We start from the raw sequence: 22,750 nt of genomic DNA on the forward strand, positions 1-22,750 counted from the left end.
CTGCTCGTGGTCGCGGCTCAGAGGTACTGGCCGGTGTTGGCGACGGTGTCGATGGAACGACCGGGCTCGGTGCCCTGCTTGCCGGTGATCAGGGTGCGGATGAAGACGATCCGCTCGCCCTTCTTGCCCGAGATCCGCGCCCAGTCGTCGGGGTTGGTGGTGTTGGGCAGGTCCTCGTTCTCCTTGAACTCGTCGACGCAGGCCTGCAGCAGGTGGCTGACGCGCAGGCCGCGCTGCTCGTGGTCGAGGAGGTCCTTGATCGCCATCTTCTTGGCCCGGTCGACGATGTTCTGCAGCATCGCGCCGGAGTTGAAGTCCTTGAAGTAGAGGACCTCCTTGTCGCCGTTGGCGTAGGTCACCTCGAGGAAGCGGTTCTCCTCGGTCTCGGCGTACATGCGCTCGACCGTGGCCCGGATCATGGCGTCGACGCAGGCCTGGCGGTCGCCGCCGAACTCGCTGACGTCGTCGCTGTGCAGCGGCAGGCTGGCGGTGAGGTACTTGCTGATGATGTCGCGCGCCGACTCGGCGTCCGGGCGCTCGATCTTGATCTTCACGTCGAGCCGACCGGGGCGCAGGATCGCCGGGTCGATCATGTCCTCGCGGTTGGAGGCACCGATGACCAGCACGTTCTCGAGCAGCTCGACGCCGTCGATCTCGCTCAGCAGCTGCGGGACGATGGTGTTCTCGACGTCGGAGGACACCCCGCTGCCGCGGGTGCGGAACAGCGAGTCCATCTCGTCGAAGAACACGATGACCGGGGTGCCGCTGCTGGCCTTCTCCCGCGCCCGCTGGAAGACCAGGCGGATGTGGCGCTCGGTCTCACCGACGTACTTGTTGAGCAGCTCGGGGCCCTTGATGTTGAGGAAGTACGACTTGCCCTCGGCACCGGTCTTGGCGGCCACCTTCTTGGCCAGCGAGTTGGCCACGGCCTTGGCGATCAGCGTCTTGCCGCAGCCCGGGGGGCCGTAGAGCAGCACGCCCTTGGGCGGCTTGAGCTCGTGCTCCTTGAACAGCTCGGGGTAGAGGTAGGGCAGCTCGACCGCGTCCTGGATCGCCTCGATCTGGCCGGTGAGGCCGCCGATCGACTCGTAGGCGATGTCGGGGACCTCCTCGAGCACGAGCTCCTCGACCTCGGACTTCGGGACCTTCTCGTAGACGTAGCCCGCACGGCTGTCGAGCAGCAGCGAGTCGCCGGCGCGGATCGTGTCGCCGCGCAGCGGCTCGGCGAGGCGCACCACGCGCTCCTCGTCGGCGTTGGCGATGATCAGGGCCCGCTCGCCGTCGGCGAGCAGCTCCTTGAACATCACGACCTCGCCGACCTGCTCGAAGTCGAGGGCCGCGACGACGTTCATCGCCTCGTTGAGCATGACCTCCTGGCCGCGGGTCAGGGCGTCGAGGTCGACGCCCGGGCTCACCGTGACGCGCAGCTTGCGCCCGCCGGTGAAGACGTCGACCGAGTCGTCGTCGTTGCGGGCCAGGAAGGTGCCGAAGCCTGCCGGCGGCTGGGCCAGCCGGTCGACCTCCTCCTTGAGCTTGGTGATCTGGTCGCGGGCCTCGCGCAGCGTCTGGGCCAGCCGCTCGTTCTGCGAGGTGACGGCGGCCAGCGAGCGCTGGGCGTCGCTGAGGCGCATCTCCAGGCCCCGGGACGACCCGGGGCTCTCGCCGAGACGGCGGCGCAGGTCGGAGACCTCGGCCTCCAGGAAGCGCACCTGGTCCAGCAGCTCTTCCGGGCTGCGACCGGACGGGCGGGAACGACCCGTGCTCGAGTTGCCATCGGACGTCGACATCAGCGCACCTCCTGTGTGGAACTCGACCCTACCCGCGACGCTGCGTCAGGGAAGAGGCTCGCCGGGAGGCGGCGCAGATTTGCCGGACCGGGCCGCGGGGGCCCGGCCGGTGTCTCAGTCCTCGGGCGCGGGCTCCACCGGCAGCCCCGGCGGACGCGGGCCGGAGTAGTCGGGCCCGTAGGCGCCGGGAGCCGGGCGACGGGTCTTGCGCAGCGGCTTCTGGCCGGGGGCCAGGCGGCGGGCGGTGACCAGGAAGGCGGTGTGGCCGATCATCTTGTGGCCCGGACGCACCGCGAGGCCCTCGACGTGCCAGTCGCGCACCAGGCTCTCCCACGGCTGCGGCTCGGTGAAGCCGCCGTGGGCGCGCACCGTCTCCACGAAGCGGGAGAGCTGGGTGGTGGTGGCCACGTAGGCGCACACGATCCCGCCGGGCACCAGGGCGCCGGCCGCGGCGTCGAGGCACTCCCAGGGGGCGAGCATGTCGAGGATGATGCGGTCGCAGCGCTCGCCCGAGGCCGGCAGCGCCTCGGCGAGGTCGCCCAGGGTGAGCTCCCAGGCGGGGTGGGTCTGGTCGGCCGGGGCGCCGAAGAACTGGTTGACGTTGCGGCGGGCGACGTCGGCGAACTCCTCGCGGCGCTCGAACGACGACACCCGGCCCCAGGGGCCCACCGCGCGCAGCAGCGAGCAGGTCAGGGCGCCGGAGCCGACGCCGGCCTCGACGACGCGCGCACCGGGGAAGATGTCGGCCATCGCGACGATCTGGGCGGCGTCCTTGGGGTAGACGACCGCGGCGCCGCGCGGCATCGAGACCACGAACTCCGAGAGCAGCGGACGGAAGACCAGGTACTCCCCGCCGGCCGAGCTGGCCAGCGTGAAGCCCTCCTCGCGCCCGATCAGGTCGTCGTGCTCGAGGTGGCCCTTGTTGGAGAAGAAGCGCTTGCCGGCGACCAGCTCGAAGTTGTGCTTGCGGCCCTTGCTGTCGGTCAGGCGCACCCACTCCCCCTCGCGCAGCGGGCCGCGGTGCACCCCCGACCAGGCCTCCGCCGGCACGTCCGGGTACGCCGCACCCGTCTGCTGCTCCGCCCCGGCCGGCTGGTCGGCGTCGGTCGTCGGGGCGTCGTCCACGGTCGGGTTCTGCTGCTCAGGCACGGCCGAACCCTAGGCCGCGGCCCCGGCTCAGCGCGATTCGCGAAAGGCCCGGTCGACGTCGTCGGTGGCCAGCACCCCGTAGACCGAGCCGTCGGGCTGGACCAGGAGGTACTCGGCGGCCGGGGTGGCGGTGATGGCGCGCACCAGCTCCTCACCGCTGATCCCCACCGGCAGGCGCAGGCCCGCCTCGAGGCTGCGGGCCACGCTGGAGGTCGGCACCCACGGCCGCCGCTCCAGCGGGGTGGCCAGCAGCGCCGCCTCGCTGACGAGGCCGACGGGCTCGCCCGTGGGTCCCTCGGTGACGATGCCGCCGGCCTGGGCGTCGTTGGCGCGGCGCACCGCCTCGGCGAGCGGCAGCTCGGCCGGCACGCTGAGGGTGCGCCGGGCGAGGTCGCGCGCGACCAGGGACGGCAGCCGCGCCCGCAGCCGGGCCGAGGTCATCGCGGCGCTGGCGCCGCTCCACAGGAACATCGCGATGACCAGGACGAGCACGAAGTCGAGCAGGTCGGGCGGGTCGCCGGTGACCTGCTCCTGCACCAGCGGCCAGACGAGCACGGCGACGGCCGTCGCCCGCCCGCCCCAGCCGGCGACCAGGGTGCCGCGGTGGGGGTTGCCCGTGGCGCCCCACACGACCGACTTCAGGACCCGGCCGCCGTCGAGCGGCAGGCCCGGCACCAGGTTGAGCACCCCGACCAGCAGGTTCGCCACGACCAGGCCCTCGACGGCCAGCAGCAGCAGGCCCTCCGGGGTGACCGGGCGCAGCGCGAGCGCGACCAGCCCGACCGCGATGGAGGTGAGCGGGCCGACGACCGCGATCGCGAACTCCTCGCGCGGGCGGCGCGCCTCCCCCTCGATCGCGGTCATCCCGCCGAGGAAGTGCAGCGTGATCGAGGAGATGGTGAAGCCGAAGCGCCGGGCCACGACCGCGTGGGAGGCCTCGTGCAGCAGCACGGAGCCGTAGAGCAGCACCGCGAACGCCGCGCCGGCGACGTACTTCAGCGCACCGAGGCCCGGCTGGACCTGGTCGACCACCGGTGCGACCAGCACCGCGATGAGCCCCGCGACCAGGAACCAGGAGGTCGAGACGAGCACGTCGCTGCCGGCGATGGTGCCGACCTTGAGGGTTCCCGGCGGACGTGGCGACGAGCCGGGCTCGGACGGGCTCGAGGACATTACTCGAGGCTATCCGACCCCCGTGCGACGCCTCCTGCGCGCCCTGTCGGAGGCGGCGCCTAGGGTCGCGCCATGAGCCAGACGTCCCCCGGGCCCGCCCCCTCGCCGGTCCCGTCGCCGGCCGAGCGGGTCTCGACGCCCGTCGACGGCGTCGAGGTCGTCGGGGCCCTCTCGCCCAGCCGGGCCGGCGACTTCGTGACCTGTCCGCTGCTCTACCGCTTCCGCACCGTCGACCGTCTCCCCGAGCCGCCGTCGGCCGACGCGACGCGCGGCACCCTGGTCCACAAGGTGCTCGAGGACCTCTTCGACCTGCCGGCCGCCGAGCGGACCCCGCAGCGTGCCGCCGCGATGCTCGAGCCCGCCTGGGAGACGCTGGTGGAGGCCGAGCCCGGGCTGGCCGAGCTGTTCGCTCCCCCGGAGCAGGGCGGGCCGCCGCTCGACCTCGCGCACTGGCTGGCCTCGTGCCGCACCGTGCTCGAGCGGTGGTTCACGCTCGAGGACCCCACCCGCCTCGAGCCCGCCGAGCGGGAGCTGTACGTCGAGACGGTGCTCGGGTCGAGGCTGCTGCTGCGCGGCTTCGTCGACCGGCTCGACGTGGCCCCCGACGGGGCCCTGCGCGTCGTCGACTACAAGACAGGTCGCTCCCCCGCGGTCGGCTTCGAGCAGCGGGCGCTGTTCCAGATGAAGTTCTACGCCCTGGTGCTCTGGCGGACCCGGGGCGTGGTGCCGGCGCTGCTGCAGCTGGTCTACCTGGGCAACGGCGAGATCGTGCGCTACCGCCCCGACGAGGACGACCTGCTGGCCACCGAGCGGCGCGTCGAGGCGATCTGGGCGGCCATCAGCACCGCCCGCGAGAGCGGCGAGTGGCTGCCCAACCGGGGGCGGCCGTGCGACTGGTGCGCCCACAAGGCGATCTGCCCCGCCTGGGGCGGCACCCCGCCGCCGCTGCCGGAGCCGGAGCGGGCCCAGGAGAAGACACAGGCAGAGGCGCAGGAGAAGACCCAGGAGAAGACGCAGGGGTCCTGAGCCGGCTCAGAGCTCCTGGCGCTGGGCCCACACCGCGGCCTGGGTGCGGTCGACGACCCCGATGCGCGAGAACGCGGAGGTCAGGTGGGCCTTGACGGTCCGCTCGCTGATCTCGAGCCGGCGCGCGATCTGCTTGTTGGCCAGGCCGTCGCGCACCAGGCGCAGCACCTCGACCTCGCGGGCGGTGAGCTGCGGGCGTGACGTGGCCGACCGGGCCCCGAGCAGCGCCCGGGCGGCCTTGGGGTGGATCGGCGACTCGCCGCGCGCGACGGCGCGGATGCCGGACAGCACGTCGTCGGGGTCGGCGTCCTTGAGCAGGTAGCCCACGGCGCCCGCGTCGAGGGCGTCGATGATGCGCTCGGCGTCGGAGAAGCTGGTAAGCACCAGCACGTCGACCCCCGGCATCTCCGAGCACACGCGCCGGGTGGCGGTGACCCCGTCGACCCCGGGCATCTGCAGGTCCATCAGCACCACGTCGGGCCGGACCTCGCGCACCACCTCGACGGCGCCGTCGCCGTCCCCGGCCTGACCGACGACGCTGATGTCCTGCGTGGAGGCCAGCAGCTGCGCCAGCCCGGCGCGGATCACCGCGTGGTCGTCGACCAGCACGACCCGGATCGGCACCGGGCCGCCCGGCGCGCTCACCGGCGCACCTCGAGCCGCACGGTCGTGCCCTCGCCCGGCGCGGAGCGCACCTCGAGGCGACCGCCGGCGTCGGTCACCAGGCTGCGCAGGCCGGTGAGGCCGAAGTGCTCGGGGCCGCGGCTGCAGTCCTGGTCGAAGCCGATGCCGTCGTCGACGACCTCGAGCAGGCTCCCGTCCCGGTGCCCCCGCACGGTGACGGCGAGGGTGGAGGCCTCGGCGTGCCGCACCGTGTTGCGCACCGCCTCCTGGGTCACCCGCCACAGCATGGTGACCTCGGCCCCCGGCGCGTCCTCGACGTCCTCGACGCTGAGCGAGGCGGTGATCCCGGCCGCGCTGACCGGGGCGAGCAGGTCGGCGATCGCCGAGGCCAGCCCCTTGCCGTGCAGGTCGGGCGGGTGGATCTCGGCCAGCAGCGAGCGCAGCGAGCGCAGGCCGTCGCGCAACGAGTCGCCGGCGCTGGTCAGCCGGGCGCGCGCCTCACCGGGCACCTGGGGGTCGCGCGCCACGGCGGAGAGCGAGAAGGCGGTGCCCGCGAGGTCCTGCACGACGCCGTCGTGCAGGTCACGGGCGATCCGGCGACGCTCGGCGTCGGAGGCCGACATCGCCGCCTCCAGCAGCCGCTCCCGCTCGCGGCCGGCGCGCCGTACCTGCATGGTCAGCAGGCCCAGCATCACCGCCGAGACCAGCGAGAGCAGCACCAGCGGGCCCAGGGTGATCCAGCGGAAGGAGCCGAAGATCTCGCTGCGGCTGGCCTCGAGCCCGTCGAGGGCCCAGTAGGCCACGAAGAGCACCGGCTCCCCGCTCGGCGTCTCGATCCGGGTGTAGATCTTGACCAGCCCCTCCTCGTCGCCGTTGCGGTCGAGGCTGCGGGCGGACGTCGGGTCGGCCAGCTCCGAGCCGGTGCCGCCCTCCTCGAGCACACGGCGCTGGGCGGTGCTGAGGGAGTAGCGCTCGCGGCTGACGACCGGCAGCACCTCCGGGTCGTCCTGGCTGTAGATCAGGGTGCCGTCGGTGGCGAAGAGGTCGACGCTCTCGACGTCGCGCGCCTGGAGCAGGTTCGGCGCCTTGCGGAAGAACTTGTCGTAGGCGCCCGGCTTGCCGGTGACCAGGCCGTTGCCGACGTACGGTTCGGCCGTGGTCTGCGCCAGCAGCTCGCTGACCGACTCGGCCTGGGCCCGCGCGGCGTCGGTGGCCGCGTCGTCGGCGATGACGTTGGTGGCCACGAAGATCGCCCCGACCAGCACCGCGCTCACGGCCACGAACAGGAAGACCGGGCTGCGCACCCAGGTCGTGCGGCTCGAGCCGATCGTGCTCACCCGTTGAAGGTCACGTCGCCGCGACAGACCTCGTCGCTGTCCTTGTTGCCGGCCCGGAAGGTGATCTCGTCGGGACCGCTGAAGTCGAGCATGGAACGGCTGATCCGGAAGGAACGGTCGGCGTCGCGCGCGGTCACGGTGCCCTTGGCCGACACGTCGTCGTTGTGCTTGAGCTTCCAGCGCCACTCGTCGGTGTCGTCGCTGAAGACGGCGGCGATCACGGTGAGGCTGCCGTTCTCCTCCTGCTGCACCTTGAGCTTCCAGGTGCTGCTCGGCGACTCCTTGCAGGGCCCCTCGGCGACGACGTTGGCCTTCTTGGCCTGCGCGGGCGCCGGGGACACCAGGGCAGCCGCCGCGACGGCCACCGCCGCGGGCAGCGCGAGGCGGGCGGCCCACCCGCGGGAGGTGCTGCGCTCGGGGTGGCTCATGGTCGCCTTCAGGGTCTGCGGGCCGCGTCGACGCGGCGCTCGGGTGGGTCGTCACAGGATCGCACGCACAGTGACCGGACGACCAGGGAAACCCGGTTGGAACCTCGGTCCCGGCCGTGCTCGGCACCGCCACCACCCGACCGCTGGGCGGTCGGGCGCCGCTCGTCCAGGGTGGGACGTGGTGGCGCTGTCGAGCACGGCCGGTACGGCGGGTCAGGTGCCCTGGTCCCGTCGTTCCGAGTGGTCCCAGACTGCTCCCGCGGGGGTGCGGGCCGCCATCGTCCGCTGGTACTAGTACCCCCGGCGCCCAGGAGGGCCGGGACCATGGTCAGGGCAGCAGCATGTCGGCCAGGTCCTGCGGCGCCAGGCCCTCCAGGGTGGGGCGCAGCACCCGGCGCGGCCCCTCGAGGACCGGCACGTGGTTCTCGACCACCAGCACGGTGCAGCCGGCGGCCGCGGCGGACTTGGCGCCGGTGTTGGAGTCCTCGATCGCCACGCAGTCGGCCGGGTCCACCCCGAGGGCGGCGGCCGCGGTGAGGTAGGGCTCGGGGTGCGGCTTGCCCATCTCGACCTTGTCGCCGGTGACGATCACCCGGAACGTCTCGGGCGGCAGGTGGGCGAGGATCGGCGCGACGAAGCGCTCGTAGGACATCGTCACCAGCGCGCACGGGATGCCGGCCTCGACGGCCGCCAGCAGCAGCTCGCGCGCGCCGGGCACCCACGGCACCGCCTGCTCGACGCGGGCGACGACCCCGTCGAGGAGCTCCTCGACGATCTGCTCGGGGGTCCGGTCGATGCCCATGTGCTCGCGGATGTAGCGCCCCGAGGCGAGCAGGTCGTTGCCGACCAGGTCGAGGGCCTGGGCGCGGGTCCAGGTGCCGCCGTACCGCTCGGCGAGCGCGAACTCGGTCTCGATCCAGTAGGGCTCGGTGTCGACCAGGGTGCCGTCCATGTCCCACAGCAGGGCTGCGGGCCGGTGGGTCGCACGGTCGGAGCCGGTGCCGGGCACGCTCAGTCCTCCGGGTCGTAGCCGAGGTTGGGCGAGAGCCAGCGCTCGGCCTCGGCGAGGGTCCAGCCCTTGCGCTCGGCGTACGCCTCGACCTGGTCCCGGGCCAGCCTGCCCACGACGAAGTACTGCGACTGGGGGTGGCTGAAGTACCACCCCGACACCGAGGCGCCGGGCCACATCGCCATCGACTCGGTCAGCGAGATGCCGGTGCTGGCCTCGACGTCGAGCAGCTCCCACAGGGTGAGCTTCTCGGTGTGGTCGGGGCAGGCCGGGTAGCCGGGAGCGGGGCGGATGCCCTGGTAGCGCTCGGCGATGAGGTCCTCGTTGCTCAGCCGCTCCTCGGGCTGGTGGCCCCAGAAGTCGGTGCGGACACGCTCGTGCAACCGCTCGGCGAAGGCCTCGGCGAGCCGGTCGGCCAGCGACTCCAGCAGGATCGCGTTGTAGTCGTCGTTGGCGGCCTTGAACGCCTGGACCCGCTCGGGCAGCCCGATGCCGGCGGTGACCGCGAAGGCGCCCACGTGGTCGGCCAGGCCGGTCCCGACCGGCGCGACGAAGTCGCCGAGCGACTTGTTGGGCACGCCGTCGCGGTGCTGGCCCTGCTGGCGCAGGTGGTGCAGGCGGGTGCGCTCGGAGGTGCGCTCGTCGTCGGCGTAGACGATGGTGTCGTCGCCCTCGGCGGCCGCGGGGAAGAACCCGAACACACCGCGGGCGGTGATCCACCTCTCGGCGATGACCCGGTCGAGCATCTCCTGGGCGTCGTCGTAGAGGCGACGCGCGGCCTCGCCGGTGGCGGGGTTGTTGAGGATGTCGGGGAAGCGCCCCTTCATCTCCCAGGCGTTGAAGAACGGCTGCCAGTCGATGTAGTCGCGCAGCTCGGCCAGGTCGTAGTCGTCGAGCACGTGGGTGCCCGGAGTGCGCGGCGCGGGCGGCTGGTAGCCGCTCCAGTCGATCGGCGTGGCGTTGGCCCGCGCGTCGGCGTACGACAGCTTGGGCCGGTCGGTCTTGTGCGAGTGCCGCTCGCGCAGCGAGTCGTAGTCGGCCTTGAGGTCGGCCAGCAGCGGCGCGCGCCGCTCGGCGTGCAGCAGCGCCGCGGCCGTGGGCACCGAGCGCGAGGCGTCCTTGACCCACACGACCGGGCCGTCGTAGCGGGGGTCGACCTTGACCGCGGTGTGCGCGCGCGAGGTGGTGGCGCCACCGATGAGCAGCGGGATCTCGAGGCCCTGGCGCTGCATCTCGGTGGCCATCGTGACCATCTCGTCGAGCGAGGGGGTGATCAGGCCGGAGAGCCCGATGATGTCGGCGCCGACCTCGCGGGCGGTGTCGAGGATCTTCTGGGCCGGCACCATCACGCCGAGGTCGATGACCTCGAAGTTGTTGCACTGCAGCACCACGCCGACGATGTTCTTGCCGATGTCGTGGACGTCGCCCTTGACGGTGGCCATCACGATGGTGCCGTTGGTGTCCTTGGCGGTGGCGTACTCGGGGTTGTCGACCTTCTCCTGCTCGATGAACGGGATCAGGTGGGCCACGGCCTTCTTCATCACCCGCGCCGACTTCACCACCTGCGGCAGGAACATCTTGCCGGCCCCGAACAGGTCGCCGACGACGTCCATGCCGTCCATCAACGGGCCCTCGATGACCTCGATGGGCCGCCCGCCGCGGGCCGCGATCTCGAGGCGCAGCTCCTCGGCGTCTGCCTCGGCGTAGGTGTCGATGCCCTTGACCAGCGCGTGCGTGATCCGCTCGCCGACCGGCAGGGCGCGCCACTCCTCGGTGGCGGCCTCCTTGGCCTCCCCGACCCGGTTGTGCTCCTCGGCGATCTCCAGGAGCCGCTCGGCGGCGTCGGGGCGCCGGTTGAGCACGACGTCCTCGATGCGCTCGCGCAGCTCGGGCTCGACCTGGTCGTAGACCACCAGGGCGCCGGCGTTGACGATGCCCATGTCGAGGCCGGCCCGGATGGCGTGGAAGAGGAAGACCGCGTGGATCGCCTCGCGCACCGGGTTGTTGCCGCGGAAGGAGAAGCTGACGTTGGAGATGCCGCCGGAGACCTTGGCGCCCGGCAGGTTCGCCTTGATCCAGCGGGTGGCCTCGATGAAGTCCTGGCCGTAGGAGGCGTGCTCCTCGATGCCCGTGGCGACCGCGAAGACGTTGGGGTCGAAGATGATGTCCTCGGCCGGGAAGCCGACCTCGTCGACCAGGATCCGGTAGGCGCGCTCGCAGATCGCCTGGCGGCGCAGCAGGTTGTCGGCCTGGCCGTCCTCGTCGAAGGCCATCACCACCGCGGCGGCGCCGTACTTGCGGCACAGGCGGGCGTGGGCGACGAACGCCTCCTTGCCCTCCTTGAGCGAGATCGAGTTGACGATCGGCTTGCCCTGCACGTTCTTGAGCCCGGCCTCGATCACCTCGAACTTCGAGGAGTCGACCATCACCGGCACCCGGCTGATGTCGGGCTCGCTGGCGATGAGCTTGGTGAAGCGGTCCATGGCCGCGACCCCGTCGATCATGCCCTCGTCCATGTTGACGTCGATGACCTGGGCGCCGTTCTCGACCTGCTGGGCCGCGACGCTCAGGGCGGTGTCGTAGTCGCCGTCCTTGATGAGCTTGCGGAAGCGTGCGGAGCCGGTGATGTTGGTGCGCTCGCCGACGTTGACGAAGAGGCTGTCGGCGTCGATGGTGAACGGCTCGAGCCCCGAGAGGCGCATCGCCGGGGGCACCTCGGCGGGCCGGCGCGGCTGCTGCTCGCGCACCGCGTCGGCGATTGCGGCGATGTGGGCGGGGGTGGTGCCGCAGCAGCCGCCGACGATGTTGACGAAGCCGGCCTCGGCGAACTCGCCGACGACCGCGGCGGTCTCGGCCGCGGCCTCGTCGTACTCGCCGAAGGCGTTGGGCAGCCCGGCGTTGGGGTAGACCGAGACGAACGTGTCGGCGACCCGGGAGATCTCGGCGACGTAGGGCCGCATCTCGCGGGCGCCGAGGGCGCAGTTGAGGCCGACGGCGAGCGGACGGGCGTGGCGCACCGAGTTCCAGAACGCCTCGGTGGTCTGGCCCGACAGGGTGCGACCGGAGGCGTCGGTGATGGTGCCGGAGATGATCAGCGGCCAGCGGCGGCCGAGCTCCTCGAAGAGGGACTCGACGGCGAAGATGGCGGCCTTCGCGTTGAGGGTGTCGAAGATCGTCTCGATGATGAGCAGGTCGCTGCCGCCGTCGACCAGGCCGAGCGCTGCGGTGCGGTACGCCGCCACCAGGGCGTCGAAGCTGATGTTGCGGGCTCCCGGGTCGTTGACGTCGGGGGAGATGGAGGCGGTGCGCGTGGTGGGGCCCAGGGCGCCGGCGACGTAGCGGGGCCGCTCGGGGGTGGCCACCGTGTCGGCCGCGCGCCGGGCCAGGCGGGCCGACTCGAGGTTGAGCTCGTAGGCCAGCGCCTCGAGGCCGTAGTCGGCCAGCGAGACCGAGTTGGCGTTGAACGTGTTGGTCTCGATCAGGTCGGCGCCGGACTCGAGGTACTCGCGGTGGATCGACTCGATGATGTCGGGCCGGGTCAGGGTGAGCAGGTCGTTGTTGCCGACCAGGTCGCTGGGCCAGTCGGCGAAGCGCTCGCCGCGGTAGCCGGCCTCGTCGGGCCGGTCGCGCTGGATGGCGGTGCCCATCGCGCCGTCGATGACCAGGATCCTGCGGCCCAGGGCCGCACGCAGCTCGTCGGTGGCGTCGTCGCGCCACTCCCCCGGCCCCACGGGCTCCATGGGGGTCTCGCTGCTGCTCCGGCTCACACGATCTCCTCTCGTGGGGCACCGGCGGCGCCCCGAGCGGGTCCGGCCAGCCTAGGAGGGGTGTCCGAAGGCTGGACAGGGTGTTCGAATGGTGACACCGCCGCGCGCGGCGGGCGAAATCCCCGGGGAGGTGAACCGGCGGGTGACTACGCTGGGTCGGTGATCGAGATCGAGGACGCCCCGGACCTGGTCGACCCCATCGTCATCGCAGCCTTCGAGGGCTGGAACGACGCCGCGGACGCCGCCTCCTCGGTCGTGGACCACCTGATGCTCGCCTGGGGCGCACGGGTGGTCGGCTCGGTGGATCCCGAGGACTTCTACGACTTCCAGGTCAACCGCCCGGTCGTGGGCAGCGACGAGCTGGGCCACCGCCGCATCACCTGGCCCACCACCCAGATCGCGGTGGCCTCTCCCCCCGACCTGGGCCGCGACATCATCCTGGTCCGGGGCATCGAGCCCAACATCCGCTGGCGCCAGTTCTGCGCAGAGCTCCTGGCCGCCGTGGACGAGCTCGGCGGCGAGCTCGTCGTCACCCTGGGGGCGCTGCTGGCCGACACCCCGCACACCCGGCCCATCCCGGTCACCGGCACCGCCACCGAGCCCGAGCTGGTCGACCGGCTCAAGCTCGAGCAGTCGACGTACGAGGGGCCGACCGGGATCGTCGGGGTCTTCCAGGACGCCTGCGTGCGCGTCGACATGCCGGCGGTCTCCTACTGGGCCGCGGTGCCGCACTACGTCGCCCAGCCGCCCTGCCCCAAGGCCACCCTGGCGCTGATCGGCCAGATCGAGGACCTGCTGGAGATCTCCATCCCGCTGGGCGAGCTGCCCGAGGAGGCCCGCGCCTGGGAGCGCGGCGTCGACGAGCTGGCCGAGGACGACGAGGACGTCGCCGACTACGTGCGGGCCCTCGAGGAGACCCGCGACACCACCGACCTGCCCGAGGCCTCCGGCGAGGCCATCGCGCGGGAGTTCGAGCGCTACCTCAAGCGGCGCCAGGGCGACGACTGAGCCGACCCGACCGCCCCGAGGTCAGAGCGACAGGCCGAGCGCGGCGTCGAGGACCTGGTGGACCGCGAGCGCGGCGTGCGGGTCGGAGGCGTCGGCCAGCCCGCCGGTGCCCAGGGTGGCGCTCGCCCACGCGTCGACGGCGGCCACCGCGGTCGCGGCGTCGAGGTCGTCGGCGCACGCCGCCAGGACGGCCTCGACCACGGGCGCCGCGGGTGCGCCTGCGCCCAGGGAGAGGGCCCGGCGCCAGGTGGCGAGCATGTCGACGCTGGCCAGCAGGTCGGCGTCGGTCCACTCCCAGTCGGCGCGGTAGTGGTGGCGCAGCAGCGTCAGCCGGATGGCCATCGGGTCGACGTCGGCGTGGCGCAGCGCTGAGACGAAGACCAGGTTGCCCTTCGACTTCGACATCTTCTCGCCGTCGTAGGCGACCATCCCGGCGTGCACGTAGACCTGCGCGAAGCGGCTGCCGGGCTCGGCGACCTGGGCGTGCCCGGCGCACATCTCGTGGTGGGGGAAGACCAGGTCGCTGCCGCCGGCCTGCACGTCGAAGTCGCTGCCGAGGTGCTCCATCGCGATCGCCGTGCACTCGACGTGCCAGCCGGGCCGGCCGGGGCCGAAGGGGCTGGGCCACGACGGCTCGCCGGGGCGCTCACCGCGCCAGACCAGGCAGTCCAGCGGGTCCTTCTTGCCGGCCCGGTCGGGGTCGCCGCCGCGCTCGGGGAAGATCCGCAGCATCGCCTCGCGGTCGAGGCCGGACTCCTCGCCGAAGGCGGGGTCGGCGTGCACCGAGAAGTACCAGTCGTCCTCGACCCGGTAGACCGCCCCGGCGTCGCGGAGCCGCTCGATCAGGTCGATGACCAGCGGGATCGACTCGACGGCGCCGATGTAGGCCTGCGGCGGGAGCACCCGCAGCGCCTGCATGTCCTGGCGGAAGAGCTCGGTCTCGCGCTCGGCGAGGGCCACCCAGTCGACGCCGACCTTGGTGGCCCGCTCGAGCAGCGGGTCGTCGACGTCGGTCACGTTCTGCACGAAGGTGACGTCGTGACCGGCGTTGCGCCAGGCCCGGTGGAGCAGGTCGACGCCGACGTACGTCGCCGCGTGGCCCATGTGGGTCGCGTCGTAGGGCGTGATGCCGCAGGCGTAGAGGCGGGCGGCGCCCTCGGGCACCACCTCGCGCCGGGCCCCGCTCGGGGTGTCGTGCAGCGAGACGACCGGTCCGCTCACGGGGAGGGTGGGCATCTCCGGGGCAGACCAGGCACGCATGGGTGGAGCCTAGAGGGTGGGCCTCAGAACGGCGGCCACGGGATCGCCGGGCCGCCCGCGTCGGGTGCGGGCATGGCCCCGCGGGCCAGCAGCCGGGCGCAGCGGCGCGCCAGGTGCTCGATCTCCGCGTCCCCGAGCAGCGGCGCCAGGGCCGCACCGAGCTCGCCGCCCACGGCGGCGCGCACCCGCTCGACCGCGGCCCGGTCGTGCTCCTCAAGCGGGCGCCCGAGCCAGCCCCACAGGACGGTGCGCAGCTTGGGCTCGGTGTGGAAGGCGATGCCGTGGTCGACGCCGTAGCGTCGCCCGTCGGGCATCGCGAGCACGTGCCCGCCCTTGCGGTCGGCGTTGTTGAGCAGCACGTCGAGCACCGCCATCGAGCGCAGGGCGGCCGTGTCCTCGTGGACCAGCGAGACCAGCCGGTCGTCGGCGTCGTAGCCGTCGAAGACGTGCAGGTAGCCCTCGGGCGCCGTGCCGGCCGGCACCAGGGTGACCGCCTCGACGTCGGGGTCGGGCTCCTGCCACTCCTGGACCATCCCGGGCCCGTGCGGCCCCTCGCGCAGCCAGGTGCGAGGCACCAGCACCGGCTCGCCGGGGCCGGCGAACGCCTGCGCCACGACGTACGCCGCGACCTCGCGGTGCGCCAGGACCGCGCCGGGGAAGTCCCACAGGGGCCGCTCGCCGGCGATCGGCTTGTAGACGACCTGCAGCTCGCCGATCGTGCCGAGGAAGGTCGCGTTGGAGGCCGGCAGGATCCGTCCCTGCAGCTCCAGCTCGTCCTCGACGAGGTCGCGGGTGCCCGTCATGGCGTCGCTCAGGGCTCGCGCCTGCGGAAGCCGTTGGCGCGCACGCAGAGGTGGCCGTCGGGGTCGATCGGGTTGCCGCAGAAGGGACAGCTGGGCCGCCCGGCCTCCAGGACCTGCTCGGTGCGCTGCACGAAGGCGCGCGCGGCGCCGGCCTCGAGGCGGACCAGCAGCACCTCGTCGGGCTCGGGCTCCTCGAAGTCCTGGTCGACCTGCTCGGGCGAGACCACCGCGGCCTCGGTGTAGGGGAAGACCTCGATGACGATCCGCTCGTCGTCGGGGTCCCACGACAGGGTCATCGTGCCGGCGCGGAACTCCTCGTCGATGGGCTGCTCCAGCGGCTCGGTGTCCTGCAGGCCCAGCGGTGCCACGGCGGGGATCACCGCGGTCGAGGTCTCCGAGCTCATCACCTCGTCGAGCAGCTCGTCGACGCGCTCGGCCAGGGCTGCCACCTGCTGCTTCTCCAGCGCGACGCTGATGACGCGGGTGCCGCTGCGGGCCTGGAGGAAGAAGGTGCGGGACCCGGGCTCGCCGACGGTGCCGGTCACGAAGCGCTCCGGCGGGTCGAATGCGTGGACGACTGGCATGCGACTCAGCCTAGGGGCGCCGTGGGACGGCCCGACCCACCCGGTGGTGCGGCGGCCTCGCGGTCGGCCCCCTCCGGTCCGGCCCCGCCGCCCACGGGCGCGTCGCCGGCCGCCTCGGCGTCCCCAGGGGCGTCGGGGGCGGGGGCCAGCCACGACAGGTCCCCGGCGTGGGTGTTGCTGGCCAGGACGTAGGGCCGCTGCTCGGTGTAGCGCACGATCGAGACCGACGCCGGGTCGACACCGATGCGCTGGAAGAGGTCGAGGTGCAGCCCCAGGGCGTCGGCCAGCACCGACTTGATGATGTCGCCGTGGCTGACCACGGCCCACACCGCGCCCGGACCGTGCTCGGACTCGACCTGCGCGTCGAGGCGGCGTACGGCGTGCACGGCGCGCGCCTGCATGCCGGCCATCGTCTCCCCGCCGGGGAAGGTCACGGCCGAGGGCTGGCTCTGCACCGTGCGCCACAACGCCTCGCCGGCCAGCTCCTTGAGGGCGCGCCCCTGCCAGTCGCCGTAGTCGCACTCGGTGACGCCGTCCTCGGTGCGCACCGGGGGCGGCGCCTGCTGGTGGGCCAGCACCGCCTCGGCCGTCTGGCCGCAGCGCAGCATCGGGCTGGTCACCACCGCGGCCAGCGGGACCCCGGCCAGGCGCTCCCCGGCACGCTGCGCCTGCGCGCGGCCGGTCTCGTCGAGCTCGACGCCGGGGCTGCGCCCGGCGAGGACGCCGGTGGCGTTGGCGGTCGTGCGTCCGTGCCGGATCAGCACCATCGTGGCCATGCCGGGGACTGTAGCCGGGCGCCCCCACCCGTCCGGGGCACTAGCGTGGCCCCGTGATCGTCGACGCCGCCGTCTACCACGACGGCACCCGGACCCCGGTGGACTGCGAGAGCGCCGACTACGCGGCGCTGCGGGCCCATGCCGGCGAGCGGGGCGGCTTCGTGTGGGTGGGGCTGCACGAGCCCGACCCCGACGAGCTCGCCTCGGTCGGCGCGGCCTTCGACCTGCACCAGCTGGCCCTGGAGGACGCGGTCAAGGCCCACCAGCGGCCGAAGCTCGAGCGCTACGAGCACGGCCTCTTCCTGGTCCTCAAGACGCTCTGGTACGTCGACGAGGACGACGCCGTGGAGACCGGGGAGGTCAGCCTCTTCGTCGGTGCGGACTTCGTGGTCAGCGTCCGCCACGGCCAGGGCCTCGAGCTCAGCCCGGCGCGCACGTTCCTGGAGACCAGCGAGCAGGTGCTCACCCACGGCCCGTCCTCGGTGGTCTACGCGGTGTGCGACCGGGTGGTCGACGGCTACCTCAGCGTGGTCGACGAGCTGCAGGTCGACGTCGACGAGGTCGAGGAGTCGGTCCTCTCCCCCGCCCGCACCAACGACTCGGTGCGCATCTACACGCTCAAGCGCGAGATCGCGGAGGTGCGCCGTGCGGTCCAGCCGTTGCGCGACCCGCTGCAGCGCTTCACCGAGGGCAGCGTCCACGGCGTGGACCCCGAGGCCGGCCCGTTCTTCCGCGACGTGCTCGACCACCTGCACCGCGCCGCCGAGCTCGTCGACAACCTCGACGCACTGCTCTCCACGGCCTTCGACGTGCACGTCGCGCGCATCCAGCTGCAGCAGAACGACGACATGCGCAAGATCTCGGCGGGTGCGGCGCTGGTGGTGGTCCCGACCCTGATCGCCGGGGTCTACGGCATGAACTTCGACCATATGCCCGAGCTGGGCTGGAGCCTGGGCTACCCGTTCGCGCTGGTGCTGATGGTCGCGGCCTCGGCCCTGCTGTGGTGGCAGTTCCGGCGCTCCGGCTGGTGGTGACCCGCCGCGGTGCGGGGTGAGCGCCTCAGGCGGTCCGCACCGCCCGGATGATCTTGCGGCGCAGCACCACCCGACGGGTGCCGTCGGCGGTGATGTTGACCCGGTCGAGCTCCCAGCCGCCGTGCTCGGCGCGCTCGACGAGGAGCTTGGTGACGACGTTGCGGCTGAACTCGCGGGAGAACGAGACCCGGTCGAACTCCCACTCGACGCCTCGACGCACGGGTCGCAGCGGGGTGCGGCTCATGGTGCCTCCTCGGGTGGGACGGTGGTGCGGGAGACAGTCTGGCCGACCGCCTCAAGACCGCTCAGTCGGCCGAGACGTCGTCGAGCGCGGCGGTGATCTCGGCCGGCAGCACGACGTCCTCGCTCTCCAGGGCGCTGGCCAGCTGGGCGGCGGTGCGCGCCCCGACCACGGGCGCGGTCACGCCGGGCCGGTCGCGCACCCAGGCGAGGGCGACCTGGAGCGGGCTGAGGTCGAGGCCGTCGGCGGCGCGCGCGACCGCCTCCACCACGCTGGCGGAGCGCTCGTCGAGGTAGGCCTCGACGAAGGAGGAGAACTGCGAGGTCGCGGCGCGCGAGTCGGCCGGGGTGCCGGTGCGGTACTTGCCGGTCAGCACCCCGCGCCCCAGCGGCGACCAGGCCAGCACCCCGAGGCCGGTGGCCTCGGCGGCGGGCAGCACCTCGTGCTCGATGCCGCGGTTGAGCAGCGAGTACTCCACCTGGGTGGAGGCCAGGACGGTGCGCCCGGGCACGGCGCGCTGCCAGGTGGCGGCCTGCGCGCTCTGCCAGCCGGAGTAGTTGGAGATGCCGACGTAGGAGGCCCGACCGCTGCTGACGGCCAGGTCGAGGGCCGACAGCGTCTCCTCCAGCGGCACGCCGTCGTGCCAGGTGTGCACCTGCCACAGGTCGACGTGGTCGACCCCGAGGCGGCGCAGGGAGGCGTCGAGGGTGCTCAGCAGCCGTCCGCGCGAGGTGTCGACGCGCAGCCGGCCCTTGTGCAGGCCCAGGCCGGCCTTGGTGGCCAGCACGACGTCGTCGCGGGGCACCACGTCTCCGATCAACGAGCCGAGCAGCTCCTCGGAGTGCCCGTCGGCGTACGCCGCGGCGGTGTCGACGAGCGTGCCGCCGGCCTCGACGAAGGAGACCAGCTGGTCACGGGCCTCGTGCTCGTCGGTGTCACGGCCCCATGTCATCGTGCCCAGGCCGAGTCGGGAGACGCGGAGCCCGGTCGCGCCCAGTGAGCGTTGCTGCATGGCCACAACCTAGCGGCGCCCGACGCGTGAGTCGGCGTCGGCTCGCCCGAGGGCGTCTCCTAGGCTGACCCGCGTGCTGGACCTCCTCAAGGCTGTCGTGCTGGGCCTCATCCAAGGGCTCACCGAGTTCCTCCCGATCTCCAGCAGCGCCCACCTGCGGATCTTTCCCGAGCTCTTCGGGTGGGGCGACCCGGGCGCGGCGTTCACCGCGGTGGTGCAGATCGGCACCGAGCTGGCGGTGCTCATCTACTTCCGCCACGACATCTGGCGCATCGCCTCGACGTGGCTGCGCTCGCTGGTGCAGCCCGAGTGGCGCGGCCACGTCGACGTCCGGATGGGCTGGTACATCATCTTCGGCTCGCTGCCGATCGTGGTGCTGGGCATCGCGCTCAAGGACGTCATCGAGCAGGACTTCCGCAGCCTGTGGATCATCGGCACCACGCTCATCGTGCTCGGTCTCGTGCTGGGCATCGCCGACAAGTTCGGCCGCAACGACCGCGCCATCAAGAAGATGGGGCTGCGTGACGCGCTGCTGATGGGCCTGGCGCAGGCGGCCGCGCTCGTGCCGGGCGTCTCGCGCTCCGGCGCCACGATCTCGATGGGCCGGTTCCTGGGCTTCGAGCGGGCGGCCGCGACCCGGTTCGCGTTCCTCCTGGCGATCCCGGCCGTCGTCGGCGCCGGCCTCTTCCAGCTCTCCGAGATCCCCGGCGGTGACAACGCCTACGGCTGGGGGCCCACGCTGGTGGGCACGGTCGTCTCCTTCATCGTCGGGTACGCCGCCATCGCGTGGCTGCTGCGCTACGTCAGCACCAACTCCTACACGCCGTTCGTCATCTACCGGGTGCTGCTCGGCAGCGCGGTCCTGGTGCTGCTGGGCGCCGGCGTGCTGACCGCCTGACGGCCGGTCGGGGGCGGGCGGTGGCTCAGCAACCGTCCCTGGTGGGAGTTCGGTTGCCAGCGCACCGCCGCCCTGCTTCCACCTGCGTCAGCGGTGGACCAGCAACTGGACGTCCACCGGCGACGGTTGCCAGCTCACCGCCGGCCCGGAGGCCCCCGACGGCTCACTGGGTGTGTCCCTATTGGCCGTGACTGTCGACATCGGCTGGATCGGCACCGTGTGCCGCAGGCGGTACTCAACTGACCTCACCGACGAGCACTGGGCGCTGCTGAAGCCCATCCGGTACGCCTGGCGCGTCAAAACGGGCCAGCTCCAACTGGGCCGCTCCCGGCGACTGGCGAAGTCGTTCGAGAACACCACCACCTCGTCGGCAGGCTGGCTCCAGGTGGCCTGCATCGCGACCACCCTGCGCCACCTGTCGCGTGACCGCGGACCTCGATGTGGGCTGCAGGTGGCGGCCTGGTCCGACCGCCACCAACCCAGCGCCGCGCTCACTGCCGAGAGCGGCCCTTCCATCCTCCGGGCTGATGGCTACTCAGCGATTCGCCGGACAGACGGAGCACCGGGATGTGCTGCGTCTATGACCCAGGCGAAGCCGGCGCCGGAGATCTGCCACCCCTGGTCCATGCGAGATCCGATCGGCACGGACAAGCACGTCCCCTCGTCGATGGCGACAATCCTGTCGATCCCGACATGGCATGCCAAGGACAAGGCTCGGGTCAAGAGACCACCCTGTGTCGCGTGCACATCGACCGTGAAGTCGACCAGCGCCAAGCCCGCTTCTGTGGTCAGTTCGTCCAAGCCCTCGGACCAGTCCTCGTGGCAGACCGGCCTGCCGGAGTCTCGCCAGCCGCCGATGAGGGCCATCGATGCGCTGACCATGGCACCCGCGGAAAAGCCCAAGAAGGGCACGCCGTTGGCCACTGCCTCCTTCACTGCCCCGGCGGCGGCCGCGAGGCCATCGCGGTAGACCGGCGTGGGCCCGCCCGCGACGACGATCCCGTCCACCAACTCGAGCGCGGCGGGTTGCAGCGTGGAGTTCTCGTCCAGCCACACGTCGACGTAGTCGAAGCTGTCCTCGACCGCCGAGTCGAGGGCTTCGACGTACGCGGGACGGAACTCCGCTGCCCTGCCGGTGTCATTCGCCATGACCAGCAGCAGGCGTGGCCCGGTCCCACCGCGTCGGCTACCTCGGAAAACGTCCTCGATGAACGGCGCAAGAACCTGCTCCGAAGCGATGCTGTCCACCCCGCCTCCGACGAGGTGCACGCGGGACCCGAGAGCAACGTCAGGGCCGGCATCGGGCGAGATCACAACGTCACGATGCCAGAGTTCTGCGCCTACACATTGGCTTGGAGTGTCCCTGTGAGGATGCGGCCGCCATCTCGCCAGGCCCAAGCGGCTAAGGCCACATCCACTCAGACGTCGTCGAGGAACGTGTCGAAGACGCGGGCACCGAACTCGAGCGCGTCGACCGGCACCCGCTCGTCGACACCGTGGAACAGCGCGGTGAAGTCGAGGTCGGCGGGCAGGCGCAGCGGAGCGAAGCCGTAGGAACGCATCCCGAGCTTGCGGAAGTGCTTGGCGTCGGTGCCGCCGCTCATCAGGTACGGCGCCACGATGCCCTCGGGGTCCTCGCTGAGGATCGAGCGGTTCATGGCGCGCACCAGGTCGCCGTCGTACGGCGTCTCCCAGGGCTGCTGGTGGGAGAGGTGCTCGATCTCCACGCCCTCCCCGACGAGCTCGGCGAGGGTCGCGAAGAACTCGTCCTCGAAGCCGGGCAGGAAGCGGCCGTCGACGTGGGCGGTGGCCTCGGTGGGGATGACGTTGACCTTGTAGCCGGCGCTGAGCATGGTCGGGTTGGTGGTGTTGGAGATGACCGCGCCGAGCATGCGGGCCGCGCCGCCGAACTCCTCGATCAGGTCCGGTGCGTTCTCAGGGGTGGCCTGCACCCCGGCGAGGTCGCCGACGCTGGCCAGCAGCACCTCCATCGTGGGGGTCAGCCGCACCGGCCAGTCGTGGGCGCCGATGCGCGCCACGGCGGCGGTCAGCCGCGAGACCGCGTTGTCGGTGTTGAGCATCGAGCCGTGCCCGGCGCGACCGCGGGCGGTCAGGCGCATCCAGGCCATCCCCTTCTCGGCGGCCTCGACGAGGTACATCCGGCGACCGCGCACCGTCACCGAGAAGCCGCCGACCTCGCCGACGGCCTCGGTCACGCCCTCGAAGAGCTCGGGGTGGTCGCGCACGAGGATCTCGGCCCCCTTGTGGCCGCCGGCCTCCTCGTCGGCGGTGAAGCACAGCACGATCGGCCGCGAGGGGATCCGTCCGGCCCGCTGGCGGGCGCGCACGACGCTGAGCAGCATCGCGTCGAAGTCCTTCATGTCGACCGCTCCGCGACCCCAGACGTAGCCGTCCTGCACCTCGCCGGAGAACGGGTGCACCTGCCAGTCCTCGGCCGCCGCCGGTACGACGTCGAGGTGGCCGTGCAGCAGCAGTGCGTCGCCCTCGGTGCCGCCCCAGCGCGCGACCACGCTGGTGCGCCCCGGCTCGGACTCGAAGAGCTGTGAGGCGATGCCGACCTCGTCGAGCAGCGCCGCGACGTGCTCGGCGGCCTTGCGCTCCCCCGGCCCCTCCTGGTCGCCGTAGTTGGAGGTGTCGATGCGGATCAGGTCCCGACAGATCTCCACCACCTCCGCAGCAGGGTCGTAGCCGCGCGGTGCGTCGGTCTGCGGGATGCTCTCCGGGCGGGGGTCCTCGGCGGGGGTCGACATGGCTCCAGCATGGCACCGCGACGGTGGCTGTCCACCCCGTGACGGGTGGGGCGCGAGGGACGC

The 22,750-nt window shown here is 72.5% G+C and carries 21 protein-coding genes; 4 read left to right on the forward strand and 17 right to left on the reverse strand.

Features of this window, described 5'->3' with window-relative positions:
• Positions 1 to 17: 17 nt before the first annotated feature.
• The 3 genes from arc to OCU29_RS13465 form a co-directional block, all read right to left on the reverse strand.
• Positions 18 to 1,787 (reverse strand): proteasome ATPase, encoded by a 1,770-nt coding sequence (gene arc / locus OCU29_RS13455; RefSeq protein WP_179616561.1) that lies wholly within the window; start codon positions 1,785 to 1,787, stop codon positions 18 to 20.
• Between the two features lie 114 nt (positions 1,788 to 1,901).
• Complete coding sequence (locus OCU29_RS13460; RefSeq protein ID WP_261820602.1) at positions 1,902 to 2,813, reverse strand: tRNA (adenine-N1)-methyltransferase; 912 nt, start codon at positions 2,811 to 2,813, stop codon at positions 1,902 to 1,904.
• A 150-nt stretch (positions 2,814 to 2,963) separates the two neighbouring features.
• Positions 2,964 to 4,109 (reverse strand): site-2 protease family protein, encoded by a 1,146-nt coding sequence (locus tag OCU29_RS13465; protein ID WP_261820321.1) that lies wholly within the window; start codon positions 4,107 to 4,109, stop codon positions 2,964 to 2,966.
• A gap of 72 nt (positions 4,110 to 4,181) precedes the next feature.
• Between OCU29_RS13465 and OCU29_RS13470 the strand changes: the two genes are divergently transcribed.
• Entirely contained in the window at positions 4,182 to 5,135 is a 954-nt protein-coding gene (locus OCU29_RS13470; protein WP_261820322.1) for a PD-(D/E)XK nuclease family protein, read from the forward strand.
• Between the two features lie 6 nt (positions 5,136 to 5,141).
• Here the strand turns inward: OCU29_RS13470 and OCU29_RS13475 are convergent, their stop codons facing one another.
• From OCU29_RS13475 to metH, 5 genes are all read right to left on the reverse strand, one after another.
• Complete coding sequence (locus OCU29_RS13475) at positions 5,142 to 5,780, reverse strand: response regulator transcription factor (protein ID WP_258016975.1); 639 nt, start codon at positions 5,778 to 5,780, stop codon at positions 5,142 to 5,144.
• The gene (locus OCU29_RS13480) at positions 5,777 to 7,096 is read right to left on the reverse strand and encodes a sensor histidine kinase (RefSeq protein WP_179616564.1); all 1,320 of its coding nucleotides are present in this window, start codon (positions 7,094 to 7,096) and stop codon (positions 5,777 to 5,779) included. The genes OCU29_RS13475 and OCU29_RS13480 overlap by 4 nt, the downstream gene beginning before the upstream one ends.
• A complete protein-coding gene (locus OCU29_RS13485; protein WP_179616565.1) occupies positions 7,093 to 7,524 on the reverse strand; it encodes a hypothetical protein in 432 nt (143 codons plus the stop codon). The genes OCU29_RS13480 and OCU29_RS13485 overlap by 4 nt, the downstream gene beginning before the upstream one ends.
• A gap of 328 nt (positions 7,525 to 7,852) precedes the next feature.
• Complete coding sequence (locus OCU29_RS13490) at positions 7,853 to 8,533, reverse strand: HAD family phosphatase (RefSeq protein ID WP_261820323.1); 681 nt, start codon at positions 8,531 to 8,533, stop codon at positions 7,853 to 7,855.
• A 2-nt stretch (positions 8,534 to 8,535) separates the two neighbouring features.
• Complete coding sequence (gene metH / locus OCU29_RS13495; RefSeq protein ID WP_261820603.1) at positions 8,536 to 12,273, reverse strand: methionine synthase; 3,738 nt, start codon at positions 12,271 to 12,273, stop codon at positions 8,536 to 8,538.
• A 186-nt stretch (positions 12,274 to 12,459) separates the two neighbouring features.
• Between metH and OCU29_RS13500 the strand changes: the two genes are divergently transcribed.
• Positions 12,460 to 13,308 carry a PAC2 family protein gene (locus OCU29_RS13500; RefSeq protein ID WP_179616566.1) on the forward strand — a complete coding sequence of 283 codons (849 nt, stop codon included), beginning with the start codon at positions 12,460 to 12,462 and terminating at the stop codon, positions 13,306 to 13,308.
• Between the two features lie 21 nt (positions 13,309 to 13,329).
• Here the strand turns inward: OCU29_RS13500 and mshC are convergent, their stop codons facing one another.
• The 4 genes from mshC to OCU29_RS13520 are packed head-to-tail and all read right to left on the reverse strand — an operon-like array spanning position 13,330 to position 16,731.
• A complete protein-coding gene (gene mshC, locus OCU29_RS13505) occupies positions 13,330 to 14,568 on the reverse strand; it encodes a cysteine--1-D-myo-inosityl 2-amino-2-deoxy-alpha-D-glucopyranoside ligase (RefSeq protein WP_261820324.1) in 1,239 nt (412 codons plus the stop codon).
• Between the two features lie 23 nt (positions 14,569 to 14,591).
• The gene (locus tag OCU29_RS13510; RefSeq protein WP_261820325.1) at positions 14,592 to 15,371 is read right to left on the reverse strand and encodes an SCO1664 family protein; all 780 of its coding nucleotides are present in this window, start codon (positions 15,369 to 15,371) and stop codon (positions 14,592 to 14,594) included.
• Positions 15,372 to 15,379: 8 nt separating this feature from the next.
• Positions 15,380 to 15,955, reverse strand: a complete 576-nt coding sequence (locus OCU29_RS13515) for a DUF3090 domain-containing protein (protein ID WP_179616569.1) — start codon at positions 15,953 to 15,955, stop codon at positions 15,380 to 15,382.
• A 5-nt stretch (positions 15,956 to 15,960) separates the two neighbouring features.
• A complete protein-coding gene (locus OCU29_RS13520; protein WP_179616570.1) occupies positions 15,961 to 16,731 on the reverse strand; it encodes a histidine phosphatase family protein in 771 nt (256 codons plus the stop codon).
• Positions 16,732 to 16,784: 53 nt separating this feature from the next.
• Here OCU29_RS13520 and OCU29_RS13525 point away from each other — a divergent pair, with 53 nt between their 5' ends.
• Positions 16,785 to 17,765 (forward strand): magnesium and cobalt transport protein CorA, encoded by a 981-nt coding sequence (locus OCU29_RS13525; RefSeq protein ID WP_261820326.1) that lies wholly within the window; start codon positions 16,785 to 16,787, stop codon positions 17,763 to 17,765.
• A 25-nt stretch (positions 17,766 to 17,790) separates the two neighbouring features.
• Here OCU29_RS13525 and OCU29_RS13530 read toward each other — a convergent pair whose 3' ends face one another.
• Together OCU29_RS13530 and OCU29_RS13535 are read right to left on the reverse strand one after the other, a co-directional pair.
• Complete coding sequence (locus OCU29_RS13530; RefSeq protein WP_179616572.1) at positions 17,791 to 18,009, reverse strand: DUF5703 family protein; 219 nt, start codon at positions 18,007 to 18,009, stop codon at positions 17,791 to 17,793.
• 61 nt (positions 18,010 to 18,070) lie between these two features.
• Entirely contained in the window at positions 18,071 to 19,018 is a 948-nt protein-coding gene (locus OCU29_RS13535) for an aldo/keto reductase (protein WP_261820327.1), read from the reverse strand.
• Positions 19,019 to 19,091: 73 nt separating this feature from the next.
• Here OCU29_RS13535 and OCU29_RS13540 point away from each other — a divergent pair, with 73 nt between their 5' ends.
• Positions 19,092 to 19,916: an undecaprenyl-diphosphate phosphatase gene (locus tag OCU29_RS13540; RefSeq protein WP_261820328.1), complete on the forward strand. Its 825-nt coding sequence runs from the start codon at positions 19,092 to 19,094 to the stop codon at positions 19,914 to 19,916.
• Positions 19,917 to 20,003: 87 nt separating this feature from the next.
• Here the strand turns inward: OCU29_RS13540 and OCU29_RS13545 are convergent, their stop codons facing one another.
• From OCU29_RS13545 to OCU29_RS13555, 3 genes are all read right to left on the reverse strand, one after another.
• Positions 20,004 to 20,321: a hypothetical protein gene (locus OCU29_RS13545; RefSeq protein ID WP_261820329.1), complete on the reverse strand. Its 318-nt coding sequence runs from the start codon at positions 20,319 to 20,321 to the stop codon at positions 20,004 to 20,006.
• Between the two features lie 126 nt (positions 20,322 to 20,447).
• Entirely contained in the window at positions 20,448 to 21,164 is a 717-nt protein-coding gene (locus tag OCU29_RS13550; RefSeq protein WP_261820330.1) for a Type 1 glutamine amidotransferase-like domain-containing protein, read from the reverse strand.
• Positions 21,165 to 21,334: 170 nt separating this feature from the next.
• Complete coding sequence (locus tag OCU29_RS13555) at positions 21,335 to 22,687, reverse strand: M20/M25/M40 family metallo-hydrolase (RefSeq protein ID WP_261820331.1); 1,353 nt, start codon at positions 22,685 to 22,687, stop codon at positions 21,335 to 21,337.
• Between the last annotated feature and the right edge of the window lie 63 nt (positions 22,688 to 22,750).

It is taken from the genome of Nocardioides sp. OK12 (assembly GCF_024341885.1).
GTDB classification, from domain to species: Bacteria; Actinomycetota; Actinomycetes; order Propionibacteriales; family Nocardioidaceae; genus Nocardioides; species Nocardioides marinisabuli.

Excerpts from the sequence above, each read along its gene's own strand:
- OCU29_RS13535 (WP_261820327.1), bottom strand. The coding sequence starts at position 19,018 with ATGCAGCAACGCTCACTGGGCGCGACCGGGCTCCGCGTCTCCCGACTC.
- OCU29_RS13470 (WP_261820322.1), top strand. The coding sequence starts at position 4,182 with ATGAGCCAGACGTCCCCCGGGCCCGCCCCCTCGCCGGTCCCGTCGCCG.
- OCU29_RS13510 (WP_261820325.1), bottom strand. The coding sequence starts at position 15,371 with ATGACGGGCACCCGCGACCTCGTCGAGGACGAGCTGGAGCTGCAGGGA.
- OCU29_RS13520 (WP_179616570.1), bottom strand. The coding sequence starts at position 16,731 with ATGGCCACGATGGTGCTGATCCGGCACGGACGCACGACCGCCAACGCC.
- OCU29_RS13465 (WP_261820321.1), bottom strand. The coding sequence starts at position 4,109 with ATGTCCTCGAGCCCGTCCGAGCCCGGCTCGTCGCCACGTCCGCCGGGA.
- metH (WP_261820603.1), bottom strand. The coding sequence starts at position 12,273 with ATGGAGCCCGTGGGGCCGGGGGAGTGGCGCGACGACGCCACCGACGAG.
- OCU29_RS13515 (WP_179616569.1), bottom strand. The coding sequence starts at position 15,955 with ATGCCAGTCGTCCACGCATTCGACCCGCCGGAGCGCTTCGTGACCGGC.
- OCU29_RS13485 (WP_179616565.1), bottom strand. The coding sequence starts at position 7,524 with ATGAGCCACCCCGAGCGCAGCACCTCCCGCGGGTGGGCCGCCCGCCTC.
- OCU29_RS13530 (WP_179616572.1), bottom strand. The coding sequence starts at position 18,009 with ATGAGCCGCACCCCGCTGCGACCCGTGCGTCGAGGCGTCGAGTGGGAG.
- OCU29_RS13555 (WP_261820331.1), bottom strand. The coding sequence starts at position 22,687 with ATGTCGACCCCCGCCGAGGACCCCCGCCCGGAGAGCATCCCGCAGACC.
- arc (WP_179616561.1), bottom strand. The coding sequence starts at position 1,787 with ATGTCGACGTCCGATGGCAACTCGAGCACGGGTCGTTCCCGCCCGTCC.
- mshC (WP_261820324.1), bottom strand. The coding sequence starts at position 14,568 with ATGCGTGCCTGGTCTGCCCCGGAGATGCCCACCCTCCCCGTGAGCGGA.